The organism is Butyrivibrio sp. NC2007 (assembly GCF_000421405.1).
Taxonomy (GTDB): Bacteria; Bacillota; Clostridia; order Lachnospirales; family Lachnospiraceae; genus Butyrivibrio.
This window is the reverse complement of sequence record NZ_ATWY01000005.1, coordinates 135,500-158,334: the sequence shown is the minus strand read 5'-3', so window position 1 is coordinate 158,334 and position 22,835 is coordinate 135,500. Positions and strand designations below refer to the sequence as shown.

At 44.8% G+C, this 22,835-nt stretch carries 24 protein-coding genes; 2 read left to right on the top strand and 22 right to left on the bottom strand.

The window, feature by feature from the left end:
• Positions 1 to 10: 10 nt before the first annotated feature.
• The 6 genes from G632_RS0105875 to G632_RS0105850 all read right to left on the bottom strand — a co-directional run bounded on the left by G632_RS0105875 (position 11) and on the right by G632_RS0105850 (position 5,798).
• The gene (locus tag G632_RS0105875; RefSeq protein WP_022768098.1) at positions 11 to 889 is read right to left on the bottom strand and encodes a glycosyltransferase; all 879 of its coding nucleotides are present in this window, start codon (positions 887 to 889) and stop codon (positions 11 to 13) included.
• Positions 886 to 1,710: a glycosyltransferase gene (locus G632_RS0105870; RefSeq protein ID WP_242826709.1), complete on the bottom strand. Its 825-nt coding sequence runs from the start codon at positions 1,708 to 1,710 to the stop codon at positions 886 to 888. Before G632_RS0105870 ends, G632_RS0105875 begins: the two co-directional genes overlap by 4 nt.
• A gap of 11 nt (positions 1,711 to 1,721) precedes the next feature.
• Positions 1,722 to 3,128: an exopolysaccharide biosynthesis polyprenyl glycosylphosphotransferase gene (locus tag G632_RS0105865; protein ID WP_022768096.1), complete on the bottom strand. Its 1,407-nt coding sequence runs from the start codon at positions 3,126 to 3,128 to the stop codon at positions 1,722 to 1,724.
• Between the two features lie 16 nt (positions 3,129 to 3,144).
• Positions 3,145 to 3,891 carry a glycosyltransferase family 2 protein gene (locus tag G632_RS0105860; RefSeq protein ID WP_022768095.1) on the bottom strand — a complete coding sequence of 249 codons (747 nt, stop codon included), beginning with the start codon at positions 3,889 to 3,891 and terminating at the stop codon, positions 3,145 to 3,147.
• Positions 3,891 to 4,829 carry a glycosyltransferase family 2 protein gene (locus tag G632_RS0105855; protein ID WP_022768094.1) on the bottom strand — a complete coding sequence of 313 codons (939 nt, stop codon included), beginning with the start codon at positions 4,827 to 4,829 and terminating at the stop codon, positions 3,891 to 3,893. Before G632_RS0105855 ends, G632_RS0105860 begins: the two co-directional genes overlap by 1 nt.
• A gap of 108 nt (positions 4,830 to 4,937) precedes the next feature.
• Positions 4,938 to 5,798: an AraC family transcriptional regulator gene (locus G632_RS0105850; RefSeq protein ID WP_022768093.1), complete on the bottom strand. Its 861-nt coding sequence runs from the start codon at positions 5,796 to 5,798 to the stop codon at positions 4,938 to 4,940.
• 137 nt (positions 5,799 to 5,935) lie between these two features.
• On the opposite strand from G632_RS0105850, the gene gmd reads away from it, so the two are divergent.
• Together gmd and G632_RS0105840 are read left to right on the top strand one after the other, a co-directional pair.
• Positions 5,936 to 7,027, top strand: coding sequence for a GDP-mannose 4,6-dehydratase (gene gmd, locus G632_RS18960; protein ID WP_022768092.1), 1,092 nt, complete (start codon positions 5,936 to 5,938; stop codon positions 7,025 to 7,027).
• An 18-nt stretch (positions 7,028 to 7,045) separates the two neighbouring features.
• The gene (locus G632_RS0105840; protein ID WP_334291360.1) at positions 7,046 to 7,987 is read left to right on the top strand and encodes a GDP-L-fucose synthase family protein; all 942 of its coding nucleotides are present in this window, start codon (positions 7,046 to 7,048) and stop codon (positions 7,985 to 7,987) included.
• A 91-nt stretch (positions 7,988 to 8,078) separates the two neighbouring features.
• Here G632_RS0105840 and G632_RS0105835 read toward each other — a convergent pair whose 3' ends face one another.
• From G632_RS0105835 to G632_RS0105760, 16 genes are all read right to left on the bottom strand, one after another.
• The gene (locus G632_RS0105835) at positions 8,079 to 8,516 is read right to left on the bottom strand and encodes a CAP domain-containing protein (protein WP_022768090.1); all 438 of its coding nucleotides are present in this window, start codon (positions 8,514 to 8,516) and stop codon (positions 8,079 to 8,081) included.
• 141 nt (positions 8,517 to 8,657) lie between these two features.
• Entirely contained in the window at positions 8,658 to 10,478 is a 1,821-nt protein-coding gene (locus tag G632_RS0105830; protein WP_022768089.1) for an LIC_10190 family membrane protein, read from the bottom strand.
• A gap of 29 nt (positions 10,479 to 10,507) precedes the next feature.
• Positions 10,508 to 10,960 (bottom strand): divergent PAP2 family protein, encoded by a 453-nt coding sequence (locus tag G632_RS0105825; protein ID WP_022768088.1) that lies wholly within the window; start codon positions 10,958 to 10,960, stop codon positions 10,508 to 10,510.
• The gene (gene rfbD / locus G632_RS0105820; protein ID WP_022768087.1) at positions 10,960 to 11,832 is read right to left on the bottom strand and encodes a dTDP-4-dehydrorhamnose reductase; all 873 of its coding nucleotides are present in this window, start codon (positions 11,830 to 11,832) and stop codon (positions 10,960 to 10,962) included. The genes G632_RS0105825 and rfbD overlap by 1 nt, the downstream gene beginning before the upstream one ends.
• Before the next feature lie 88 nt (positions 11,833 to 11,920).
• Positions 11,921 to 13,099, bottom strand: coding sequence for a DUF3048 domain-containing protein (locus G632_RS18955; protein WP_022768086.1), 1,179 nt, complete (start codon positions 13,097 to 13,099; stop codon positions 11,921 to 11,923).
• A gap of 54 nt (positions 13,100 to 13,153) precedes the next feature.
• Positions 13,154 to 13,417 carry an HPr family phosphocarrier protein gene (locus G632_RS0105810; RefSeq protein ID WP_022768085.1) on the bottom strand — a complete coding sequence of 88 codons (264 nt, stop codon included), beginning with the start codon at positions 13,415 to 13,417 and terminating at the stop codon, positions 13,154 to 13,156.
• 18 nt (positions 13,418 to 13,435) lie between these two features.
• A complete protein-coding gene (locus G632_RS0105805; protein WP_022768084.1) occupies positions 13,436 to 14,710 on the bottom strand; it encodes a CdaR family protein in 1,275 nt (424 codons plus the stop codon).
• Positions 14,707 to 15,573 (bottom strand): diadenylate cyclase CdaA, encoded by an 867-nt coding sequence (cdaA, locus tag G632_RS0105800; protein WP_022768083.1) that lies wholly within the window; start codon positions 15,571 to 15,573, stop codon positions 14,707 to 14,709. Before cdaA ends, G632_RS0105805 begins: the two co-directional genes overlap by 4 nt.
• Positions 15,574 to 15,592: 19 nt before the next feature.
• On the bottom strand, positions 15,593 to 16,531 hold the full coding sequence (locus G632_RS0105795; protein ID WP_022768082.1) for a hypothetical protein: 939 nt from the start codon (positions 16,529 to 16,531) through the stop codon (positions 15,593 to 15,595).
• Between the two features lies 1 nt (position 16,532).
• Entirely contained in the window at positions 16,533 to 16,928 is a 396-nt protein-coding gene (locus tag G632_RS0105790) for a hypothetical protein (RefSeq protein WP_022768081.1), read from the bottom strand.
• Positions 16,929 to 16,937: 9 nt separating this feature from the next.
• The gene (locus tag G632_RS0105785; protein WP_022768080.1) at positions 16,938 to 17,345 is read right to left on the bottom strand and encodes a hypothetical protein; all 408 of its coding nucleotides are present in this window, start codon (positions 17,343 to 17,345) and stop codon (positions 16,938 to 16,940) included.
• An 18-nt stretch (positions 17,346 to 17,363) separates the two neighbouring features.
• Positions 17,364 to 18,107 (bottom strand): ComF family protein, encoded by a 744-nt coding sequence (locus G632_RS0105780; RefSeq protein WP_022768079.1) that lies wholly within the window; start codon positions 18,105 to 18,107, stop codon positions 17,364 to 17,366.
• Positions 18,088 to 20,346: an SF1B family DNA helicase RecD2 gene (gene recD2 / locus G632_RS0105775; RefSeq protein WP_022768078.1), complete on the bottom strand. Its 2,259-nt coding sequence runs from the start codon at positions 20,344 to 20,346 to the stop codon at positions 18,088 to 18,090. Before recD2 ends, G632_RS0105780 begins: the two co-directional genes overlap by 20 nt.
• A gap of 75 nt (positions 20,347 to 20,421) precedes the next feature.
• Complete coding sequence (locus tag G632_RS0105770) at positions 20,422 to 20,835, bottom strand: hypothetical protein (protein ID WP_022768077.1); 414 nt, start codon at positions 20,833 to 20,835, stop codon at positions 20,422 to 20,424.
• Between the two features lie 19 nt (positions 20,836 to 20,854).
• A complete protein-coding gene (locus G632_RS0105765) occupies positions 20,855 to 21,688 on the bottom strand; it encodes a flagellar hook-basal body protein (protein ID WP_022768076.1) in 834 nt (277 codons plus the stop codon).
• Positions 21,689 to 21,828: 140 nt separating this feature from the next.
• Positions 21,829 to 22,773: a flagellar hook-basal body protein gene (locus G632_RS0105760; RefSeq protein WP_022768075.1), complete on the bottom strand. Its 945-nt coding sequence runs from the start codon at positions 22,771 to 22,773 to the stop codon at positions 21,829 to 21,831.
• Positions 22,774 to 22,835: the final 62 nt, after the last annotated feature.

The window sequence follows — 22,835 nt, the reverse complement described above, 5'->3', positions numbered from 1 at the left end:
TACCCCTTATTTATCTCCTTTTGCCTCTAAGCGCATAAATGATGTTCTTGACGGCATTGTAAGGACCTGAAGTTAACTTGTTTGAAGCAATCGCTGTACGCAGAGAAGAAAGAGTTATTATTCTCAAAAGGTCATACTTCTTTATCTTGGACGCAGGAAGATACATCGCAATGATCTCCTTGCGCTCTTTCTCCGATATCTTGAGGTTCTGGGCTGAATATCCCCCGCCCTCATAGTCAGTGATTATAACCGGCATATACACGGTTTCTGCCTTCTCTCTGTAGAAGCACCTGAGGAACTGCTCGTAGTCAGCCCTTACCTTATACTTAAGGTCAAAGGGATTTCTGCAGATAAGGCGCTCATCGTAAAAGCAGGCCTGGTGCGACGGAACATTTCTATAGCAACCATAGTCATCCATCTTAGGATTTGAAGCGACTTTGCTGCCCGCGGAGCAGTCAAAGATATCTCCGTAGTATATTACCGGAAGTGTGGTGCCTTCCATAAGGTTCCTCTCAACGATATGCCTGTGCACATCCCTGAGTACGTTTTCATTTCTGAACAGATCTCCGCAATTTAAGAAGAACACGTATGATGGGCTCTCTCCAACCTTAAGCTCCCCGTCAAGGGATGCGCAGGCTATATTCATTGCGTGATAGATACCGTTGTCACAGCTCTCCATCAGTGTAATCTTACCGGGATTCTCATCCCCTGCCTTACTGACAGAATATGCTGCTCTTAGCTTCTCTAAAGATCCGTCGGTGGACATTCCGTCTTTTACAAGTATCCTATAGTCCGTAAAGGTCTGTCTGTTTACGCTCTCTACGGTCTTAAGGAGCTTGTCTCCCGCGTTATACGAAACGACAATTATTGTAAAAAATGGCTTCTTCATAGCTTTCTCCCATGCCTGACTCCGCTGCACAAAAGCTTGTAGCAGTGCATTAGTCCCAATTCTTTGCACATTTCATTTCTGTTTTTAAAAAGAAATCTAAATCCAAATATCATTGCCATCTTTCCGTAAAGGAAGTGGTATAGTACTCCTCTGTCGAAGAAGAATTTCTCATCCTTATAGCCCTTAAACCAGGTGGATTCGCCCTTGCGCTCTTTGCCTATTGCTACAGGAGTCCTGTAGATTGCAAGTCCGGCCTTCAGAGCGTCATGTAAAAAGAGAGAATCCTCTCCGTTCATGAAGGGTGCTCCGCCTCCAAATAAAAGCGAGTACCTGACACCTGTGTCCATAAGTTTCTGCCTTCTTGCACATATGGCATAAGCCGGATATCTGCCGTAGTTACGCCAATTAACCCTGACAAAATCTGTGTTCCAGTAGGTTTCCCTTCCCTCCTGAGCCTTGACGTTAAATAATAAAATGTCAGCCTCCGGATGCTTATCAAACTCCGCGATCACCTTCTGTACGTACCCATCGTCATAGACAATGTCGTCATCACCGAACTGTATAAGCTCGTGGTCGGCATTTTCCAGGGCTGTATTTCTTGAAAGTCCTACGCCCTTTTCCGCCCTGCAGAAGATTCTGGCTTCATAATCCTTAAATTCCTGTATGTAATCCCAGCTTTTGTCCGTCGTATTGGCGTCCTGATCATGGCCGATAAGCTGGTTGACTATCACAGCATCACAATCCAGGTTCATGTTTCCGATCAGCTCTTCAGGATCCTTGTTAACAGCAGATATTAAGATTTGCAGTCTCTTGTTGGCCATACCTGACTCCATCATGAGTTCTTCTGTGCTGTGGTCTGATTCTCCTCAACGCCCTCTGTACTGTCAGGAGTAAAGAGGATCTTGACGGTAAGAAGCATCAGCTTGATATCCAGCCAGATCGAGTAGTTTTCGATATATGTAAGGTCAAGCTTTAATTTGTCATAAGGTGTGGTGTTATATTTGCCGTAAACCTGTGCATATCCGGCAAGTCCCGCTTTAACCTTCATTCTGAAGGCAAACTCCGGCATTTCCTCAAGGTACTGCTTAATGATCTCGGGGCGCTCAGGTCTTGGTCCTATAAAGGACATATCGCCGGCGAGGATATTAAAGAGCTGTGGAAGCTCATCAATCCTGCAGGAGCGGATGAATTTTCCAACAGGTGTTATTCTTGAATCGTTCTTGGCAGCAAGTCTTGCAACGCCGTCTTTCTCAGCATCAACCCTCATGCTCCTGAACTTCATGATCTTAAATTCCTTCATATCCTTGGTGCAGCGGATCTGTTTGTAGAGCACCGGTCCCTTATCATAACACTTGATAACAATAGCTGTTACAAGCATGATGGGCGAGGTCAGGATTATAAGAATGAGAGATATCAATATATCAAAAAGTCTCTTGATGGCTCTCTGTTCAATCTTAATGGAATACTCTCTAAGGAGAAGTACCGGTGTATCAAAGAGATGAAGTTGGGATGATCCTTTTAAGAGAACATCCGTTATCTTAGGCATTACGTATATCCTGATATTTCTGCCATAGCAGTACTTAACAAGACCGTTTCTGAACTGACTTGGTACATCCCAGATAACAACACCGTCATATTTGCCAAGGCACTCTTTATATACCGCATCGATTCCCTCGGAGATATTGATCTTCTTGGCGATATGGTACTTGTCTTTTCTGGTGTTGAACTTGGTAACGATATCATCAACAGGATATACTCCGCTTACAAGAAGAAGCTCTCTCGGCGGGAATATATGCATATAAATTGCATTTGTTATGTATGCCCACACAAAGGCTATAAGGAGCTGGAAAAGGAAAATCACGAAGATCGGAGGAACCTGAACCAGCCAGTTGTTCAAAAGTGAAATCTGGAAATAGGAGATGAAATTGACCATGAACAGTGCAAATATCTGTGAGAAGAACACGTCCATAGGTCTTAGGTAGCCAATCTTCAGTCCACCGTAAGTGTTCGAGAAAAAGAGCAGCAGAATGAAATAGATGGCAAGAATAAGAAGATGTCCACGGAAATAGAGCTTTAGTCCGTTACCAAGCGCATATCCGTCCACACTGATACGAGGTCTTGAAACCTCGGGATAGTATACTTTAAACCAGAACCATGCATATACAGCTGTCTGCATACACAGTCCAATAAATCCCAACAGCAAAACAAGGATTCTCTTTTTTGATTCTCTTTGTTTCATACTCTTCCCACGGCAGTTAAACCCTTCTAAGGGTTGCTCTTACTGCCCATCCTCCAAAATAAAATAATGACTTTGCCACAGAAAGTCCTGCGATGTTTCTGTACAGGAACCATATCCTTCTTATGGCTTCCAGCTTATTAGAAGACAAAGACTTGGCCGGTCTTCTGTAAATAGCCAGATTCTCATCAAGACCGTATGCCTCGTACCCACTCTTTAAGATCCTCCACCAGGTGGCTGTATCTTCGCTTGGGACATTGGGCATATGGATTATTTCCATATCTATCTTCTCGGTATCAAACATCACCGTAGTGGTGAAAATTATTGTCCTTGAAAGTGCCTGTTTGTACTTAAGAACCGGCGGCACATGAACAATCTTACCTGTAGGGTTTGCCTTCTCATCGCCAAACTCATAGGCGTGAAAACAGAAGGCTGCGCCAGTCTTCTCCATGTATGCCACCTGCTTTTCAAGCTTGTCAGGCATCCATACGTCATCCGCATCAAGAAAGGCGATGTATCTTCCGGAAGAAGCATCAATACCGGTATTTCTGGCTTCAGCTGCCCCCTGATTCACATTCTTTTTGATGAGACGGATTCTTTTACCCTGTTTCTTAATGTAATTCTCAATGATCTCGGCGCTGTTATCTCTGGATGCATCGTCCACCAGGATAAGCTCCCAGTCCTTGTAGGTTTGTCTGCAGACCATCTCCATGGTCTTCTCTATGTAGTTTGCTGCGTTATAGACCGGAACAACAATGCTGACCATCACAGTTCCTCTTTAACTATATATAAGGGACGGTTCTTAACTTCCAAGTAGGTCTTGGACAGGTATTGTCCGACGATTCCCACGCAAAAGAGCTGAACACCGCTAACAAACAAAATGATGCAGACCATGGAAGCCCAACCAACAGTATTATTGGGATCTCCAACTGTCCACTGTCTTACCATGACAATAATAATGAACAGAAATGCCACGATACAAAAGAAAACTCCAAGGAATGAAGCCATGGCAAGGGGCGCAGTTGAAAATGCCATGATTCCATCAATGGCATAGGCAAAAAGTTTCCAGAAGGACCACTTGGTCTCTCCCTTCTTTCTCTCGATATTCTCAAATTCGAGCCATTTATTCTTAAAGCCAACCCAGCCAAATATACCCTTGGAGAATCTGTTATATTCTCCCATGGAAAGTATGGCGTTTACAAAATCTCTTGTCATGAGCCTGTAATCTCTGGCTCCGTCAACGATCTCGGCCTTGGTCATTTTATTGATGATCTTATAAAACTGCCTTGCAAAGAAGGATCTGATGGGAGGCTCGCCTTTTCTGTTTACTCTTCTGGTTGCAACAGAATCATAGCCCTCTTCAGTAATGGCCTTTAACATCTCCGGAAGAAGAGCAGGTGGATCCTGAAGATCACAGTCCATGATGACAACGTAGTCACCCTTTGATGCATTAAGTCCCGCATACATTGCAGATTCTTTTCCAAAGTTTCTTGAAAAGCTTATGAGATGAACCCTTTTATCTTTTTCATTAAGCTCTTTTACTCTGGATACAGTCTCATCCTTAGAGCCGTCATCAACAAAGATGAGTTCAAAATCAACGTCCGAAGACTTAAAGAAAGCCTCGTTCTTTATAAACTCATCATAGAAATCGAAAATATTCTCCTGTTCGTTAAAGCATGGAACAATAGCACTAAGCAGTTTCATAGCGTTACACTTTCTGGTCTTATTTTGTCAGGTGCGCACAGTATCGCAATCCTAATCCTTATTCTACACTTATTGCGCCTTTCTTTCAATGTTGCCGTAGGGGCAAGCTCACTTCCAGCTCATGCGATATTCGAGGGGGCTTACCCCTTCAATCTGCTTGAACATGCGGGAGAAGTAATAAAGCGGTGTTATTCCGCAGCTGGCGCCAATCTCCTCCACAGTCTTGTCCGTGAAGCGCAGCATCTGCTTGGCATGGGTGATTCGTACAACGAGCAGGTAGTTAATGATTGAAGTTCCAACCTGTTCCTTGAAACTCCTTGAGAGGGTGTACTTACTCATCAGGAAGTTATCCGCAAGCATATCGAGCGTTATCTTTTCCTGATAGTGGGTACCCAGATATTCCTTAAGGGCACTTACCGTCTTACTGCTTCCACTCTGCTGTGTTATCTCGGGATTCCAGCTGAAGGTCATAAGGAAGGTCACAAGCCCCGATAAGTATTCGTTGATCTTAATGTCCCTGATGTAGTCGGAGGACCTTGACACGGAGTTTAGCTCATCCCACAAATGCATGAACCTTGAAGGGTCATCAGGCCTAAATACCGGCTGACCACCTCTTTCTATGTACTTAAGATATATGGGCAGGAGATTTTCACCGTTAAAGTGGATCCACTCGATAGACCACAGGTCATTGGAAGTCCTGTGGGAATAGAGGTTCTGACAGTTGATAAAGACACAATCCCCACAGGATACCGCGTACTCTTTTCCCTCATAGTCGATAAACCCACTGCCACTCTTAACGTAAATAAAAAGAAAAGAGGACAGATTCTGCCTCTTGCTGGTGTGGGGCTTCTGAGCTGTCAGCCTGCCAATTTCCTGCAAATACATAAGATTATTCTTGGCAAATTCAGAGGGGGTGTACAAAAGCCTGTCCGAGGATACGTATTCACCTTGAAATAATTGATTCTTCATATTTCTCATTATAAAATCGGCAGCAAGATAATGCAAATCAAAGTCAAGAAAGTGAATTTAAAAAGTGATAACATATAAATATAATGATAGGGAAAAGTACAAATCTAAATGTTTTTTTGTTAAGAAAGGATTACTATATGGCAAAGAAAGCTTTGATAACCGGTATAACCGGTCAGGACGGATCTTACCTCGCAGAGTTCCTTCTCGAGAAGGGCTATGATGTTCACGGTATCATCAGAAGATCATCTGTGGACTACAGAGAAAGAATTGCTCACCTTGAAGGAAAGCCCAACTTCCACCTTCACTACGGCGATATGGGCGATTCCATGAGCATCCTCGGCGTAGTATCAAAGGTTCGCCCGGATGAAATATACAATCTTGCAGCTCAGTCACACGTTCAGGTTTCCTTCGATTCACCTGAGTTTACAGCTGATGTTGACGCAACAGGTGTTCTTCGTGTTCTTGAGGCAGTTCGTCTCTGCGGGCTTACTGAGACCTGCAGAATTTACCAGGCATCAACTTCTGAGCTCTACGGTAAGGTCGAGGAAGTTCCTCAGAATGAAAAGACACCTTTCCACCCTTACAGCCCTTACGCTGTAGCCAAGCTCTACGGCTACTGGATCGTAAAAGAGTACAGAGAAGCTTACAACATGTTCTGCTGCTCAGGAATCCTCTTCAACCACGAGTCTGAGCGCCGCGGAGAGACCTTCGTTACACGTAAGATCACTCTTGCTGCTTCCAGAATTGCTCAGGGCAAACAGGACAAGCTCTACCTTGGAAACCTCTCCAGTCTTCGTGACTGGGGTTATGCAAAAGACTATGTTGAGTGCATGTGGCTGATCCTCCAGAACGACAAGCCTGAGGACTTCGTTATCGCAACAGGTGTACAGCACTCTGTTCGCGAATTCGCTCAGCTGGCTTTCCACTATGCAGGCATCGAGCTTGAGTTTAAGGGAGAAGGCGCAGATGAGAAAGGATACGATAAGGCAACAGGTAAGGTTCTCGTCGAAGTATCACCCGACTTCTACAGACCTACAGACGTCGTTAACCTCTGGGGCGACCCAACCAAAGCAAAAGAGAAGCTCCACTGGAATCCACAGTCCACATCCTTCGAGGATCTTGTAAGGATCATGGTCGAGCACGACATGGCCAAGGTTGCTGTTGAAAGAGCCAACGAGCACGTTGAATTCAACCTGGCAGAGTTCCTTGAGAAAGGTATTGATAAGTAATAGAGGTACAAAGATATGATGGAAAAGAATGCAAAAATCTATGTTGCAGGCCACAGAGGAATGGTTGGCTCTGCCATAGTAAGAGAACTTGAAAAGCAGGGTTATAACAACATAATCACAAGAACCCATAAAGAGCTTGACCTCACAAGACAGGATCAGGTAGAGAACTTCTTTGCCGAGCAGAGACCTGAGTACGTATTTCTTGCAGCAGCCAAGGTTGGCGGAATCATGGGTAATTCACAGGCGCTTGCAGATTTCATGTACGAGAACATGATCCTTGAGATGAATGTAATAAATGCAGCATGGAAGAACGGATGCAAGAAACTTGAATTCCTTGGTTCCTCCTGCATCTATCCCAGAATGGCACCTCAGCCCATGAAGGAGACTTGCCTTCTTACTTCCGAGCTCGAGAAGACCAACGAGGCCTATGCACTTGCTAAGATTTCCGGTCTTAAATACTGTGAATACCTCAACAAGCAGTACGGAACCGACTACATCTCAGTAATGCCCACAAACCTCTACGGACCAAATGATAACTATCACCCCACACATTCACACGTACTTCCTGCTCTTATCCGCCGTTTCCACGAGGCCAAGGAGCAGAACCTTCCATACGTAACCTGCTGGGGTGACGGAAGTCCCTTAAGAGAATTCCTCTATGTTGACGATCTTGCCAACCTCTGCGTATTCCTTATGAATAACTACAGTGGCAACGAGACAGTTAACGCCGGCACAGGAAAAGAGCTTACGATCAAGGAACTTACCGAGAAGGTTGCAAAGATCATCGGCTACACCGGAGAAATCCGCTGGGATCCCACAAAGCCCAACGGAACACCAAGAAAGCTTCTTGATGTCTCCAAGGCTAAGGCTCTTGGCTGGACTTACACCACAGAGCTCGACGACGGAATAAAGCTTGCTTACGAGGATTTCCTTAACAATCCTATGAGAGCAGAAAGATAACAGAATAAAATAAACAGTAAAAAGGCCCGCCACTTTCAAAGTAACGAGCCTTTTTATATATTCGAAACACCCCTACCTAAGGTATTTAGAATCAGTTAAATTCGCAGACAATATAGGTTTCACCATTGGCGCCCTTGTAATATGCGATGCCGACACCGGTGCAGTTCTTTCTCATCACATTGGCTTTGTGCGTGGGGCTAAGAAGCCATGCCAGAACTACATTTTCAGGGGACTGCTGCGCATCATTTACTGCATGTGCAAGATTTTCTGCGTTGGTTGCTGCCGATACGGTATGCCACGCCTTTCCGTTAGGCCTGATGTGAGAAAACTTCTTGGAGCATTCTACTGCTCGAGTCTCGGCGACATTAGTAAGTGTCTGGTCAATACTTACAGCCGTAAGCCCCTGACGGGCCCTTGCATCGTTCATCAGCGCCACAATATCATCCTCCCTGGCAGCTTTTGCTGTAACAGGTTGAAATAATATTCCAAGCATAAAGACCAGGATCACCGAAAAAATCGCTCTTCTCATAATGTATCCTCCAAGCGCAGCTTATACGCTTTTCATTAATTCATGATACATTATTTCGTAATAAAAATCAGAGAAGTACAGTCTTTTGTCAGAAAATTTAGTTTGTATTAATAAATTGCCAAATAATTTATAATGTTTTTATTATTGGTGTACAGCCTTAAATCCTTCTTTAATTTCTCCCCCTATAAGTTCTACTTCCCCCGTAATATCATGGGTTGCAGAAGGGAATGGATCATAGCCGACCTGGTCTCCCGAAACGGGATAATAAAAGGTCTCATCACCCAATTTAAAGGTATCTACTTCATAGCTGCCATAGTCCTGCTGCCTTAGCAGATACTCAGGGTTAAAGTGCCTGTTATCCTCCAGTGCAACAATCGCACATTTATAGATAAACCAGGCTAAAAAGACGATAACGAAGGCCTTCACCACAGTGTCTTTTACCTCATCCTCGAAGAGCCTGTTGTAGGCGAGAATAAATGTCCTTCCCAGAATCACTGCCGGCAGGAGCCAGACGTATACAATTCCGTATCTGATAAGCGGAGCGCTCATGAACCAGAATGCAAAACAGCCGATAAGAGTTCCTCCGATCGTAAGAAAGTCCGCCATGCTCAGCATACTTCTGTGGCTGATTTCAAAGACCTTGGAGTCATTAAGACCCTTTAACTTCTCGGTCTTTTCTCCGGCAAAGGCAAGTACAAAATACACAAGATAAATAACATACACTATGATTGAAAGCAGCGCCAGTATCAGCATTATCTTATCTAAACCCGTAATACTTGCAAACCAGTTCGGTATCCACTCAGACATTGGTGCACTTGCGTAAGTTGCAACGTCGTTGTAGCCTCTTCCGAAGGTCCTGATCTCAAGGGCATCATAGGCTGCGAGACCTTTTGGAATCTCCCAGTAAAAGCCAAAGAAATCAAGGAAAGTTACCGGATATAACAGCCATCCGGACAGGATTATATTCCTGATGAGGAACGGGAGCACAATTACAAAGGCAAGCGCCACCGAAACCCAGAATGCCCTCATCTTCTGTTTTGTCCTGTTGTGGAAAAGCTTATAGATCGGAACTATTGTCAAAAGAAGCATCGGCGCTGCGGAAAGTTTGATGGTAATAGCAAATACTCCCAAAAGAGCCAGCAAAATATATGGCAGATAGGATCTCTCATGCCTTACATTCATATCAAGCCAATGGATGATTATGTAGAAAACGAGGCAGGAAAGGAAATAGTCTGAAGCCGGAGCCATCATCTCATCATATATGGTAAAGAGATAGTAAATGGCTGCAAGACGGGCAAAGTCCGAGATTACCGGATGTCCTCTTCTGACGAAGTTCTTGATATCGACGCACTGCCATGCAAGGAGGAGTGCGAAAAATCCGGACATTACATGATAGGACTGTCCCCCAAGAAATCTAAAACTATAAAGAGCTGACAGCGGAAAAGCAGAGCTGTTATAAGCAAGTCTCACATGTAGATTGCCAAGACCTCTTACGATTCCATATTCTTCTATCCAACGGATTGCCTGGGCATGATAAAGATCCGAGTCATAGTGCATATACCCGTGTGATGCCCCATAGGCCATGATCAGAAAAACTGCAAGATATACATAGAAGTTTGCGCCGGCTTTCAGCTTGCCAAGCATACTAAGAAAATCATCACTGAGCTCCTCGCGATAATAAACAGCGATAAGGACGCTGAGTGCAAGCAAAACCAAATTGGCACCTAAAGAAACCTTTGTAAATAGACTGACTATCTGCGCATAAACTGTAACCAGAACAATTCCGGTAATGATGTAGCTCTCTCTGAACTTAAAGTCGTATCTTCTGCTTTCTCTTTCGTGTTTCTTGTTCTTTTTGCCGGGAAGCATACCCGGCATATTGACCAAAGACATCAGAAAGCCGTATCCAATAAGATATGTTGTAGCTATGACATACATCCAGATAACAAGCACTGTCAGCATAGTTATTTATGCCCCCAATAGGTAAGTGATTAAAGATTGCAAACGACGATTCCTACAATTATGCCAAGAAGTGCGCCGAAGAAAACCTGCGTCGGTGAATGTCCAACGAATTCCTTGAGCTTTTCCTCCGGAGAGATATCACTGTTTTGTACAAACCAGTCCATCATGTTGTTGATGACCTTGGCCTGTTTGCCCGTCTCGCGTCTTACACCCATGGCATCATGCATGACGATGAGTGCAAGAATGGCTGTAACTGCAAATTCAAAGGTATCCGGTCCAAAATAGAAGGCTGTAGACGTCACCATCGCCATTACTGTTGCCGAGTGTGAACTTGGCATTCCGCCATCTCCCAAAAGCCTTTCGGGATTAAAAGTCTTATTTACCGCAACATATATAATGGTCTTCAAAACCTGAGCTACCAGCCAGCCACAAAACGCAGCAATAAGTATTTTGTTGCTAAATAAACCGCTAATAAAACTCATCAAAGCATCTCCTTAAGGTAAACTTCGATTGCATCATGCCAGTCAGCAAACATAAAGTCAGATGTAAGCTTGAACATATAGTTCTCAAGAATACTGTATGCAGGTCTCGGAGCTGCCTGAGGGTTCTTCTCAGTGTATTCCTTGGTTGTTACGTGGTTAACTCTGGTTGACTTGCCGGCGATCCTGAAGATCTCCTCCGTAAAGTCTGCCCAGTTGGTGTCACCCTCACAGGTACCATGGAATACTCCGTAGTTCTCGGTTCCGAGAAGGAAGTGGATTGCCTTTGCCAGCTCTTTTGTACTGGTTGGTGTACCGAGCTGATCCTTAACAACGCTTACCTCGTCGTATTTCTCTGAAAGAGAGAGCATTGTCTTAACGAAATTCTTGCCGTCTCCGTAGAGCCATGCAGTTCTTATGATAAAGAAATCCTTGGCGAACTGCTTTACCATTTCTTCGCCGGCAAGCTTTGTCTTTCCATATACACTGACAGGTCCTGTCTTATCAAACTCGGTATAAGGTCTTGTGCCATTTCCCTCAAAGACGTAGTCGGTTGAAACATGAACAAGCTTAGCACCAACCTCAGTTGCTGCTATTGCAAGGTTTCTCGGGCCGATTGCATTTATCTTGTAAGAGAGGTCGATATCACTCTCCTGCTTATCAACAGCAGTGTAGGCTGCGCAGTTGATGATGGCGCTTGCTTTTGTCTTTCTTGCAAGGTCGACTACCGCATCGACATTAGTGATATCAAGCGGAATGATTCCTTCTCCCTGGAATACATCTGTATTGATAAGCTCATACTTATCCTTTGGAAGCTCTAAGTTGATTGCTCTTCCAAGCTGTCCGTTACATCCGGTTACAATGATTTTCTCCATTTTAATCACCTTTCAGTTTTATCTGACGAAACACTTAGCGGACGACATCTCTGCCGTCCGCCTATTATTTACATTACGTTTGCAGATATCAATCTGCGTACTCTACTCCGTTAACCTTGAACTTGGAGAATGACTTACCCTTAAGCTGAACAACAAAGATCATTGTTCTACCTGTGTTGAAGGTAACCTCATTACCGTTGTCATCAAAGTATTTTGTAGGTGCGTAGTCATCTGTCTTTTCCCAGGTAACATGGATCATCTTGCCCTTGGTGATAAAGTAACCATCGTTGGTTGTATCGTGCATCTGATAAGCAAGGTATCCGTTGTCATCACGAGTCTCGTGATATGTTCTCTGGATCACGATATTTGCAAATGAAAGCTGCTCACCTGTAAGAGCATCCTTTTGAGCTGAGCCGTAAAGAGTCTTAAGATATACGCCCTTCTCTTCATCATAAGTAAGGGTTGACTTGGTAACAGGGAAGCATCCTGACATATCGATCTCAGTTGCCTCTACAGCATCTGAGTAATCCTCAAGTGTGTTGGGATTTGTATATCCTGTAAACTTAAAGTGTGGCTCACCATTAAATGAATCTCTGTGCTCAAGTGAGAAACCGGCCTTGCTGATAGCACTTGATACGTGAGATCCGTCTGTGAAAGCTGTGTGCTCTGAAGTACTTCCCTCAGGTACTCTGAAGAATGCGCCGTAATCAGAACCCATAACACCACCGACACCGTTTAAGTTATCTACATCTGAACGTGTAAGAATTGTCTTAACATAGAGCTCAGGTCCGCCGTAGTGAACGATAACCGGATCATACTCAAGAGCAGCATATACGAAGTAATCACGGATACTACGGATATTACCGATACGCTCAAGATTCTGCCAGTCCTCAACGATACCCATCTGACGGCTCATGCTGCCTTCTTCCATGATCTCATAGAAAACTGCCACATTGCTAAGTCCGTACTGTGGCTGAGCTTCCTTGTTGATAGGGTACATAACTGCGATAGGTCTTGTATTATTAACAGCTTCATCAACCCACTGGTTTGTGAAGTAGCTTCTTACCATTCCTTCTGCAGGAGGAGCATCCTCATCGATAACCTCTTCCTCTTCAGATGTTGCCTCTGTTGCTGCAGGTGTTACATCCTGAACATCTTCAAGCTTCTCAATACTAAGTCCGACAACAGCTTCATCGCTGGCTTTTCCGCAACCAAAAAGCATTGTTACAGCAAGACCTGCAACTAATGCAGCTTTTAACTTTTTCATTTCCAAAACTCCCTCTTTAAAATTTTAACTCATGTGATTTTAACACAAGATAGTTCACTCGCCAAGTCCTGTTTCAATGGCCTCAATAAGCGCCTGCATAGCCTCTTCTTCATCCGGGCCTTCGCATTTAAACTCCAGTTCATCGCCGCATTTGATGCATGCACCCAGGACGCTCAAAACACTCTTTGCATTGGCCGTGTTATCACCGTAATTAAAAGTAATATGCGATTTATAGTTCATCGCCACCTTGCAAAGATTGCCGGCAGGACGAAGATGTAATCCTGTAGGATTGGTAATGACAACTTTTTTCGTTACCATTAAGCATTTCCTCCTAAATTAATTCTGTTCAACTGTCACATAGACACTCACTGTTCCCTTTTCGCTGACGCCCTCGGGCAAAGCCCAATCCACATCTGCGCTGTAGGTTCCTGCTGTGAGTTCGGTAAGATCATTAGCTGCGAGTATTTCATCTACACTTACACTTCCCTGAAGAGAATTCTCTGAAATGGCATTAAGAGCAGCAGAAAGCCCCTGAAGAGTAAGTGATACGGTGTCATACTCACTGTCATCGACATAGACCTTAAAGCCCTCGGCTTCTCCGTTAACGCTTATCTTGGAAACATTCACGTCGTAAGTTCTGCTCTCGACAGGTGATACATGTATCACCACAGAAACAGATCCGTTAAAGTCTTTATCCGCCAGAGTTACCCCTGATGGAAGGAACTGGCTCAAATTATAGGTATAAGTCAGATTTGAATTAAGCCCATCAACATTTATGTTGGGATCATCAACAATGATCTCGTTTACGGATGAAAGAGTGCTGCTTCTGCCTGCTATCTGCACAGCATCAGGGGTACTCTCAATCTCTTTTGTAAAAATGTATCCGTTTGCCGGCACTCCTGTCACATTATAAGTGATCGGCACATACTTGGTCTCATAGATTACAACGTTGACTCTTACTGTCTTGATGTTCATAGAGACAAGTGAAGCATCTACAGGCTCTCCCTCGGAATCAAGCAGTACAATATCCGCATCGGTTCCTATGTTGGAGGTAAATCCTGTGACATCGACATCTACCGTGGCAGAAGCGACACGATTTACAACGGATTCAGGTCCGCTTATCCTCACCATGTTCTGCTCGGTGGAGACGTCTCCGATAACATATCCGTCAGCCAGTGAACCTGAGGTTGTTGCTCCGAGAGCAAGGGATTTTGATGCCTTTCTCTCTACGCTGAGCTTGACCATGTCGGAACTGGTGTCTATCTTCTCAATCTTGTCAAAGTACTTGTTGGTCTTAACATCGATATTAACGGTATTGAAGCTTGAAAGCTCCTGCAGATCCGCTGTTGCAATAATATTGTTAAGACTCAGGGAATCTATTATTGATCTGGGCGCATAGATTGTCACACTGCTGATGGTATCACTGCCATCAAGAATGGTGTAAACCTGGCCCTGATCGGTAATAAGATTGGTGTTTTTTAGTGTTACGGGAATATTGTTGTACCTCACCGAAGTGATGGGGTCGTTTATGTTGGTTACAAGGAACCACACAACCATCGCAAATATCAGTGAAGCAAGCTTAAGTCCCCAGTTGGCCGTCAGTCTCTTCATTTTCTCACCTTGGCCTTTCTGGCAAGGTACTTGATGGGTGCTTCTTCCTCATGCTTGTCCTGGATAACTCTCAGGCGCTCCCTTAGCCTGTCACTGTCAAGAGCTCTTTCAAGCTCTCCTTCATATGCAACGCTTATCTTACCTGTCTCCTCTGAAACTATGATAACAAAGCAGTCTGAAGCCTCAGACACACCGATTCCTGCACGGTGTCTTGTTCCCAGTTCCTTACCGATTCCCATGTTGTCGGAAAGCGGAAGATAACAGGTTGCCGAGGTGATCCTGTCACCACGGATTATTACTGCTCCGTCGTGGAGCGGTGTATTATGCTCGAAAATATTGATGAGGAGCTGACTGGTTACTATTCCGTCCACATCAATACCGGTTCTCTCATACTCAGTAAGCGGATGATTCTGCTCAATAACGATAAGCGCTCCGGTCCTGACCTTGGCCATCTCAACGCAGGCTCTTGTGATCTCATTGAGAGTCTTGTCCGAGAACCTTCCGGAACTCTTCATATCACCAAGGGACAAGACATTGGAAAAGAAATTCTTCCTTCCCAGTTCTTCCAGCGCCTTCCTGAGCTCGGGCTGGAGTATTACCACGATAGCTATGATGGCGATACTGAATACCCTCTCAACAATCCACAGGATCGTCGACATGTTTAAAAGCGCACAGAGCAAAATGAACACAAGAATAACTATGACCCCTTTTAAAAGAGACCATAGTCTAGTACTTCTTGCCCATACCAGAATGTGATATATCAGAAACGCAATGATAAAAACTTCCAATACATCAGAAAATCTGATGGTTGGCATGTGAAGGCTTGTTCTGTTGAAGTCAAAAATAAAATCTAACTGATCCATGACATTCCCCAAAAACTAATCAGTGCTGCTCTCTTGCGCGGTTAATCTTTTTTACCTTCCTTTCGGGGGTTGCGACAGTAACCTTGGGCACTGCCTTGACATAGTAATAATACTCGTCATCTTCAAACTGAACCTTCTCGGTTCTGCTGTAATCCATGTTAAACGCAAAGAACTCAACCACCAGCATCAAGAGTGCTGAGATGATAGTTCCCAAAATAACCCCGGCGATCGATATCTGTGTATCTGACATGATATCTCCGATGAGGGTAAAGATCATAAGTCCGATGGATCCTGCTGCGATGGCAATCTTCCAGCAGTGATCGATTGAAGATCTTCTGATGATGTAAACCAGTATCAGGACAATGGCAAATACAACTATCATCACCATCATCTCCTTGTTGCCGATGATTCCATTGACAATTGTAGAGAATCCGTTGGCTGCCTCCACTACTCCGTCACTGCCAAAGCTTGTGGCATTTGAAGAGAAGTAAGTGATCATGTATGAGATTACAAGTCCGAAGGAAACAGAAACTACTGACGCCGGTGTTCCCAAAAGTCCCATAGCAAGTGGCATAACATATGGGATATGCATGAAGAAAAAGATCGGTGTCAGAAGAACCGCCAATGTGTCCTTAGGCGAAAATCTGAAGTACAAAAGGAACATCAATATAAATATCACCAGTGCGATGAGCGCACACTCCATCGCAAGGGAATACAGATGTCCCAGGATAAACGCTGCTGAAACAAATACAATAAAATTAGCCGGAAGAATTGCGCACAAAAGTGAAGCCATCATGACAATGGCGATATTTGTAAGTGCGTCCATATATCCGAGCTTGCTGTTGATAACCAGGATAGACACAAGTGCCAGAAGGAATTTCCAGACGTATGTGATGTAAGTTTCATACTTGATGTAAAAGCGCTTTATATACTGTTTTAATTCCAATAGTGATGTCATGTCATTGTTCCTTTTCGTAAATTCTGGCTAATTTCTTAAGATCTGCATAATATGCCTTCATACTCTTACGCATCTTGCTGTAACGATAGGAATAAATGACATATGATACAAGGGAATACACGCCAACAAGCAGGAGGTAATACATCAAGTACCTCCTGCCGATGGCTAATAGATTTTCAGTATTGTATAAATTCGATAAAACGGTTTCAAAGTTGCATAAAACATAGGTCGCGACTACTACTCCAAAGACAATAGTGGCGCTTATCAAAGATTTAAGAACATTGAATCCAATGTAGTCGCTCTTAAAGTATGAATTGATTGCGTCGTTCTTCTTGCCCTCGCGATCTATGAAGGCAGCCATTTTGGTCATCAAAATGACTTTTTCTTCGTTTAACATCGCTGCTCCTTAAGTATCCAGGAAGCGCATTCCGGCCTTAGGCTCCTTCTTAACAGGCTGCTGAAGTGCAGGCTTTGGTTTTGCAAAGGTGCTGTTGAGTGTATTGGCCATGCTGGTCTTACACTTAGCACAAAATCTTCCTGTTGTTATAGGCTCTCCGCAGCCCTCACAGAGAAGCTGGATTGGAGAATCCTTAGAGAACATAAGTCTCTCTTCACGAATCCACTGCTGGATCTGCTTGGTAGAAACCTGGTTTTCTTCAGAGATCATTTTCAAGCTTGCAGTAGGATTGTCTTCTATGTACTGTTTTACCTTTTGGAAATCTTCCTCGATGGCCTTCTTACAAGGGTCACATATCGGCTGACCTCCGATGTAATTAAACATCTTTCCGCATCTTGCACAATTCCGTAAGTTCATAAGCTGACCTCCATATATTTAAGTAGTTTGCCCGATAGCAAGAGTCAAACAGTATATTTTCTTAACTCCCGCCATCCGAAACTCATGGGCGATCTCATCAATAGTACTTCCAGTTGTATAGATGTCATCGATAATAAGTACGCACTTAAATTTTACATCATTTTTAGCTATAATAAAAGCTTTTTTCAAATTATTACGGCGTCCGCGAGCGTCCAGTTCCTTCATCGGAGCTGTGTTTCTGACCCTTCTTACCAGACCCTTAAGGACGGGTATATGCAACTGTGCAGAAACTGCTTCGGCATATACTGCTGCCTGATTGTAGCCTCTCTTTCTCTCTTTCGCAGGATACATAGGCACCGGAACTATTGCTTCTATGCCCAGGCCTTTAAGTTTCCTGCCAAGGATCTTACCCGTGGCCAGTCCGTAGAAATCAGCATATTCCTGCCTACCCATATACTTGAATCTGTATATGGACCCCGAAATGGATCTGTAAGCAAAGACAGAGTAGCCTCTGTCAAAGTTATGCTTCGTCCGTCTGCAGTCCTCGCAGTACTCCTGTTCGTCGTCCGAAAGAGGCTTTCCGCATTTTGCACAGGTTGCGCCTCTTACATATTCAATTTTTCCAAGGCACTTTCTGTGAATAAGTCCTGCCCTTTTTATGTGCCCATCTCTGATCTCAAAGGCCGGAACTACCCCGTCGCATACCGGGCACCTTCTGGGGTATAAAAGATCCAGTGCCCGTTTAAAACTCTGATGTATCAAATATTTCTATGATCCTGTCTTTCAATCCTGTATATCTTTTGAGCTGCTCCTCGTTCTCCACCATGCTCATAAGAGTCTGGCTGCTGCCGAGGATGCATACCGTACTTCTGGCCCTTGTAACTGCCGTGTACAGAAGGTTTCTGTTGAGTAGGACTCTTGGCCCACCCAGTATCGGAAGCACAACCGCCGGATACTCGCTTCCCTGAGACTTGTGAATGGTTATGGCATAGGCAAGCTCTATCTCATCCAGATCCGCAAACGGATATCTGACCTGCCTTCCCTCATCAAATTCCACGATCACATCCTGTGAATAGTCGTTTATCTGCTTGATGACTCCCATGTCTCCGTTGAACACTCCGGTTCCGGAATCTATGGCGATGTTGAACTTGCCAACAACCTCCCAGGTAGCCTGATAGTTGTTTCTTATCTGCATGACCTTGTCACCCTCGCGGAAGGTGCAATCACCGTAGGTGTGCTCCTTCTTGTCAGGGGACGGAGGATTTAAATGCTCCTGAAGAATAAGGTTTAGCTGCTGCGCCCCAAGCGGTCCTTTCTTCATGGGGGTCAGCACCTGAATATCGTAAGGTCCTGCGTCCACATAGGATGGAAGCTTGTCTCTTATGAGCTGTACCATATGCTTGTAGATAACGCCTGCATCGCTCCTCTCAAGGAAAAAGAAATCCTTGCTCTTGTTATCGAGAACCGGCTTCTCTCCGTCGTGGATCCTGTGAGCATTCATGACGATGTCGCTCTCCTCGGCCTGCCTGAATATCTTTTTCAGATAGGTGGTCGGGAATTTACCACTGTCTATAAGGTCCCTAAGAACCTGTCCCGGGCCTACGCTCGGAAGCTGTGAGCTGTCTCCGACCAGTATCAGGTGTACTCCCGGCACCAGTGCCTTGAGCAGTGCGTAAAAGAGATGAATATCCACCATAGACATCTCATCAATGATGATAGCATCCGTCTCTAAGGGGTTATCTCGGTTTCTCTCAAAATGTACGCCGGAGCTCTTCACTGACATGTCATCGGACATCTGTCCCGAAACCTCCAGCAGCCTGTGAATGGTCTTGGCTTCATACCCGGTTGCCTCGGTCATTCTCTTGGCAGCTCTTCCTGTAGGCGCTGCCAGCATGATGTCCAGCCCCATCCCGGCATAATAGCTGATGATGGTGTTGATGGTAGTGGTCTTACCTGTTCCCGGACCTCCCGTGATAATGACAACACCATTGGTAATGCTCTGCAGCACTGCATTTCTCTGAAGGTCGTCAAGCTCAATTCCCTTGCTCTCTTCAAGCTTCAATATTAGCTTTTTGTACTCCTCTTCCTGAGCAGGTGTTATGTTCTCCTGAAGATTAAGACCTTCAAGCATGGCTGCACAGCCCTGTTCCTCATAGTAGAAGCTTGCTGCGTAAACCTGATCATCGCCTTTGCAGATGAGCTTACGATCCATCATCAGATTGGATATGTGAGTCTCTATATTGTCCCTTCTGATCTCGTATCCGGGCCTTGTCTGAAGCACCTGTATGGTCCTTGCTATAAGCTCCTCCATAGGAAGATAGGTGTTTCCATCCGCAGCTGACTGAGAGAGAGCATAGAGGATTCCGCTCCTGATACGGTAGTCGGAATCAACAAGGATTCCTGCTTTCTCAGCGATCTCGTCGGCAGTCTTAAATCCGACACCGTTTATATCCTCAGAGAGCTGATAGGGATTCTCCTTGATAACGCTGTATATGCGATTCCCATAAGTGTTAAATATCTTGACCGAAAGGGCATTTCCAATGCCAAACTGCTGCAGAAAGATCATGGCATCGCGCATTTCTCTTTTGCTGGCCATCTGCATTCCGATGTCCTGGGCCTTATTAAGGCTTATGCCCTTGACCTCCGCAAGCCTCTCGGGCTCATCCTCAATGATCCTGAAAGTGTCATCTCCGAACATCTTGACAATACGGGCAGCAAGAGCTTCCCCCACGCCTCTGATGGCGCCGGAGCCCAGGTATCTCTGCATTGAAGCTGCATCATCGGGTATTGATATCTCGTAAGAAGAAGCCTTGAACTGACTTCCGTAGACCGGATGGTTGACGTATTCACCCTCTATCTCGATGGTATCGCCAACATCGACATCACGAAAAGAGCCGGTACAGATGATCTCGGTATCGGCTGTAACAATATTTAAAACCCCATAGCCATTCTCGGCATTTTTATATAAAAAGTGTTCTATGTATCCCTTTACTTTTTCCATAGACTGAATTATAGCATAGAAAAAGTCGCCAAGACTTTAAGATTTTCTTAAGATTTGACGACTTTTATAATTTTATTAAACCTGCTCCGGACCCTGTGTCTTTTCTGCTTCAGGAGCTGTAGGAATGTCATAATTTCTTTTCAGATTCTCGTAGAGCATCTGGGCAAAGCCATTACTCTGGGTATCTACCGAATCAGCACATATCTCCTGGAGAGTCTGATTCTTGAAGTAGTCAACCAACGTCGAGGTGGATTTGTCCTGATCGTCGGGCTTGAGAGCATCCACGGACTTCTGCATCTCTTTGTAGATCTGCTCCATAAAGTAGGCTTCAAATCCCTTACAGGCCTGCCAGAGTTCATCGTCGGTAGACTTAGCTGAAGTGTTCTCAAGCTTTTTCTGAAGAGCGATGGTGCTGGCGTTCTTGCTCTCCTGCATTGCATATTCACTTATTGCCGATGCGTTTATACCGCTGACATTAAAGCTCGCCATAACTACCCCTAACTACAGCTTATCTCTTAAGAGAGTTAGCTGTCTGCATCATCTCATCTGTTGTCTGGATCGCAGTTGAATTCATTTCATAGGCACGCTGTGCAACGATGAGGTTAACCATCTCTGTTGCTACGTTTACGTTTGATCCTTCAAGATATCCCTGAACCAGCTCGGATCTCTTAATGTTTCCGGCTGCCTGATTCTCATTGATAGCTGCTCCGCTGGCTGCCGTCTCCTGCCATGCCACGCTTCCTACTCTCTGAAGACCTTCTCTGTTAGGGAACTGCCAAAGACCTATCTGCATTCCGCCAACTTCCTGAGGAACGCCCTGTGCATCAGGATAGTAGATCTTGCCGTCTCCGCCGATGGTGATACGGCTGGCAACCATGTTTCCGTCTACCTGAATAGGCTGATCATTGATTCCAAGAACCTTGTTACCTTCTGCAGTGGTAAGAACAAGAGGTGATCCGTTTCCGCCGGAAAGAGCCCATGTGAAGTTACCGTTTCTTGTATATAATACTTCTCCGTCAGTTGCTCCCTGGTACTTGAAGAAGCCATCGCCACTAATGGCAATAGCTGCAGGATTTGCATTCTCCTGAAATGATCCCTGGGAAAAATACTGATTGATCGTAGAAGTACGAACACCAAGGCCTACCTGTGATGTGGTGGGCTTGGGTGCGCCGTTTGCTGTTGTAGTTATAGTCTGTAACTCTTGATATAAAAGAGATTTGAACTGAGCGCCCTGTGCCTTATAGCCCGTTGTGTTAACGTTGGCGAGATTGTTGGATATAGTATCCACATTCGTCTGCTGGGCGTTCATTCCTGTAGCTGCTGACCATAAACTTCTTACCATATTCAGTCACCTCCGATTCAGTAAGAGCTGTTACCATCCGTGGCTCTTTGCTGAACAATGCGTCATCCGTGACTTCAATATAGTTCTCTGTTTATTTATCGTCATACTGTGTGAGTTAAATTATTAAAAATTTATAAAATTTAACTCAGGGTTCCGATCTGGTTAACCGCCTTATCCAGAGTATCATCAATTGTGGTGATCATCCTCTGGTTGGTGTCATAGTTTCTCTGAACTGCAATCATGTTAACCATCTCATCAACTACAGAAACATTGGACTGCTCCAAAAATCCCGCATAAACCTGGCCGGTAGCCTCTACCTGAGCAGCATCGTCCGTAGGAATAAATCCATTCTCGCCGTAGTGCTCAAGCGTTGTATAGGTACTCATTCCATTTCTCTGAACAGTCTTTTCAAAGTCGAAGACTCCTATGGTAGCAACAACCTGTCCGTCCTGAACCACCTCTCCATTGGTAGAAATCTGTACGGGAAGGTTGGGATCAAGTTCAATGTGTCCCTGATCCTGTGAAAGAACAAAGTCGCCGTCCTGAGTAACCAGAACGCCTTCACTGTTAAGAGTGAAGTTACCGTCTCTTGTATAGAGCACCATCTGCTCGTAGCCGTTATCTCTCATCTGATCAAGAGAGAGCTTGCCTGCCTTGTAGGCTGCCAGAGTCCTGTCGTTCTGATATCTTGAAAGTCTCCAGTTGTTGGTATTATTGGTACCGGTTGTATCCTCGTCCTCGTTTTCATCCTCAGCCTTCATGGCGTATTCGACTGCGAAAAATCCGCTTCCGCCGATGGCCATATCGAAGGTGTTATGAGTCTCCTTCATGGGGCCCTCGGTCCAGTCTACATAGCCCTCGCCGATCTTAACCCCGGGATTAATAATGCCCAGTCCACGAGCAGTGAACGGGGCATCAGTTATGTCTTTAATTTTGAGCGCAAGCTGATCCTTGAAAGACTGTGCAGTTGCGCCTTCCTTCTTGTAACCATTGGTATTGGCATTGGCAAGATTGTTGGTGAGCACATCCATCCTGTGCTGCTCATTGATCATCCCTGTGTAAGCAGTGTAAAGACCCTTTACCATACAAAGTACCTCATGCCATCCTGGCCATTACTACCGCTCTATCCATGAGCAGTGATGTGTGT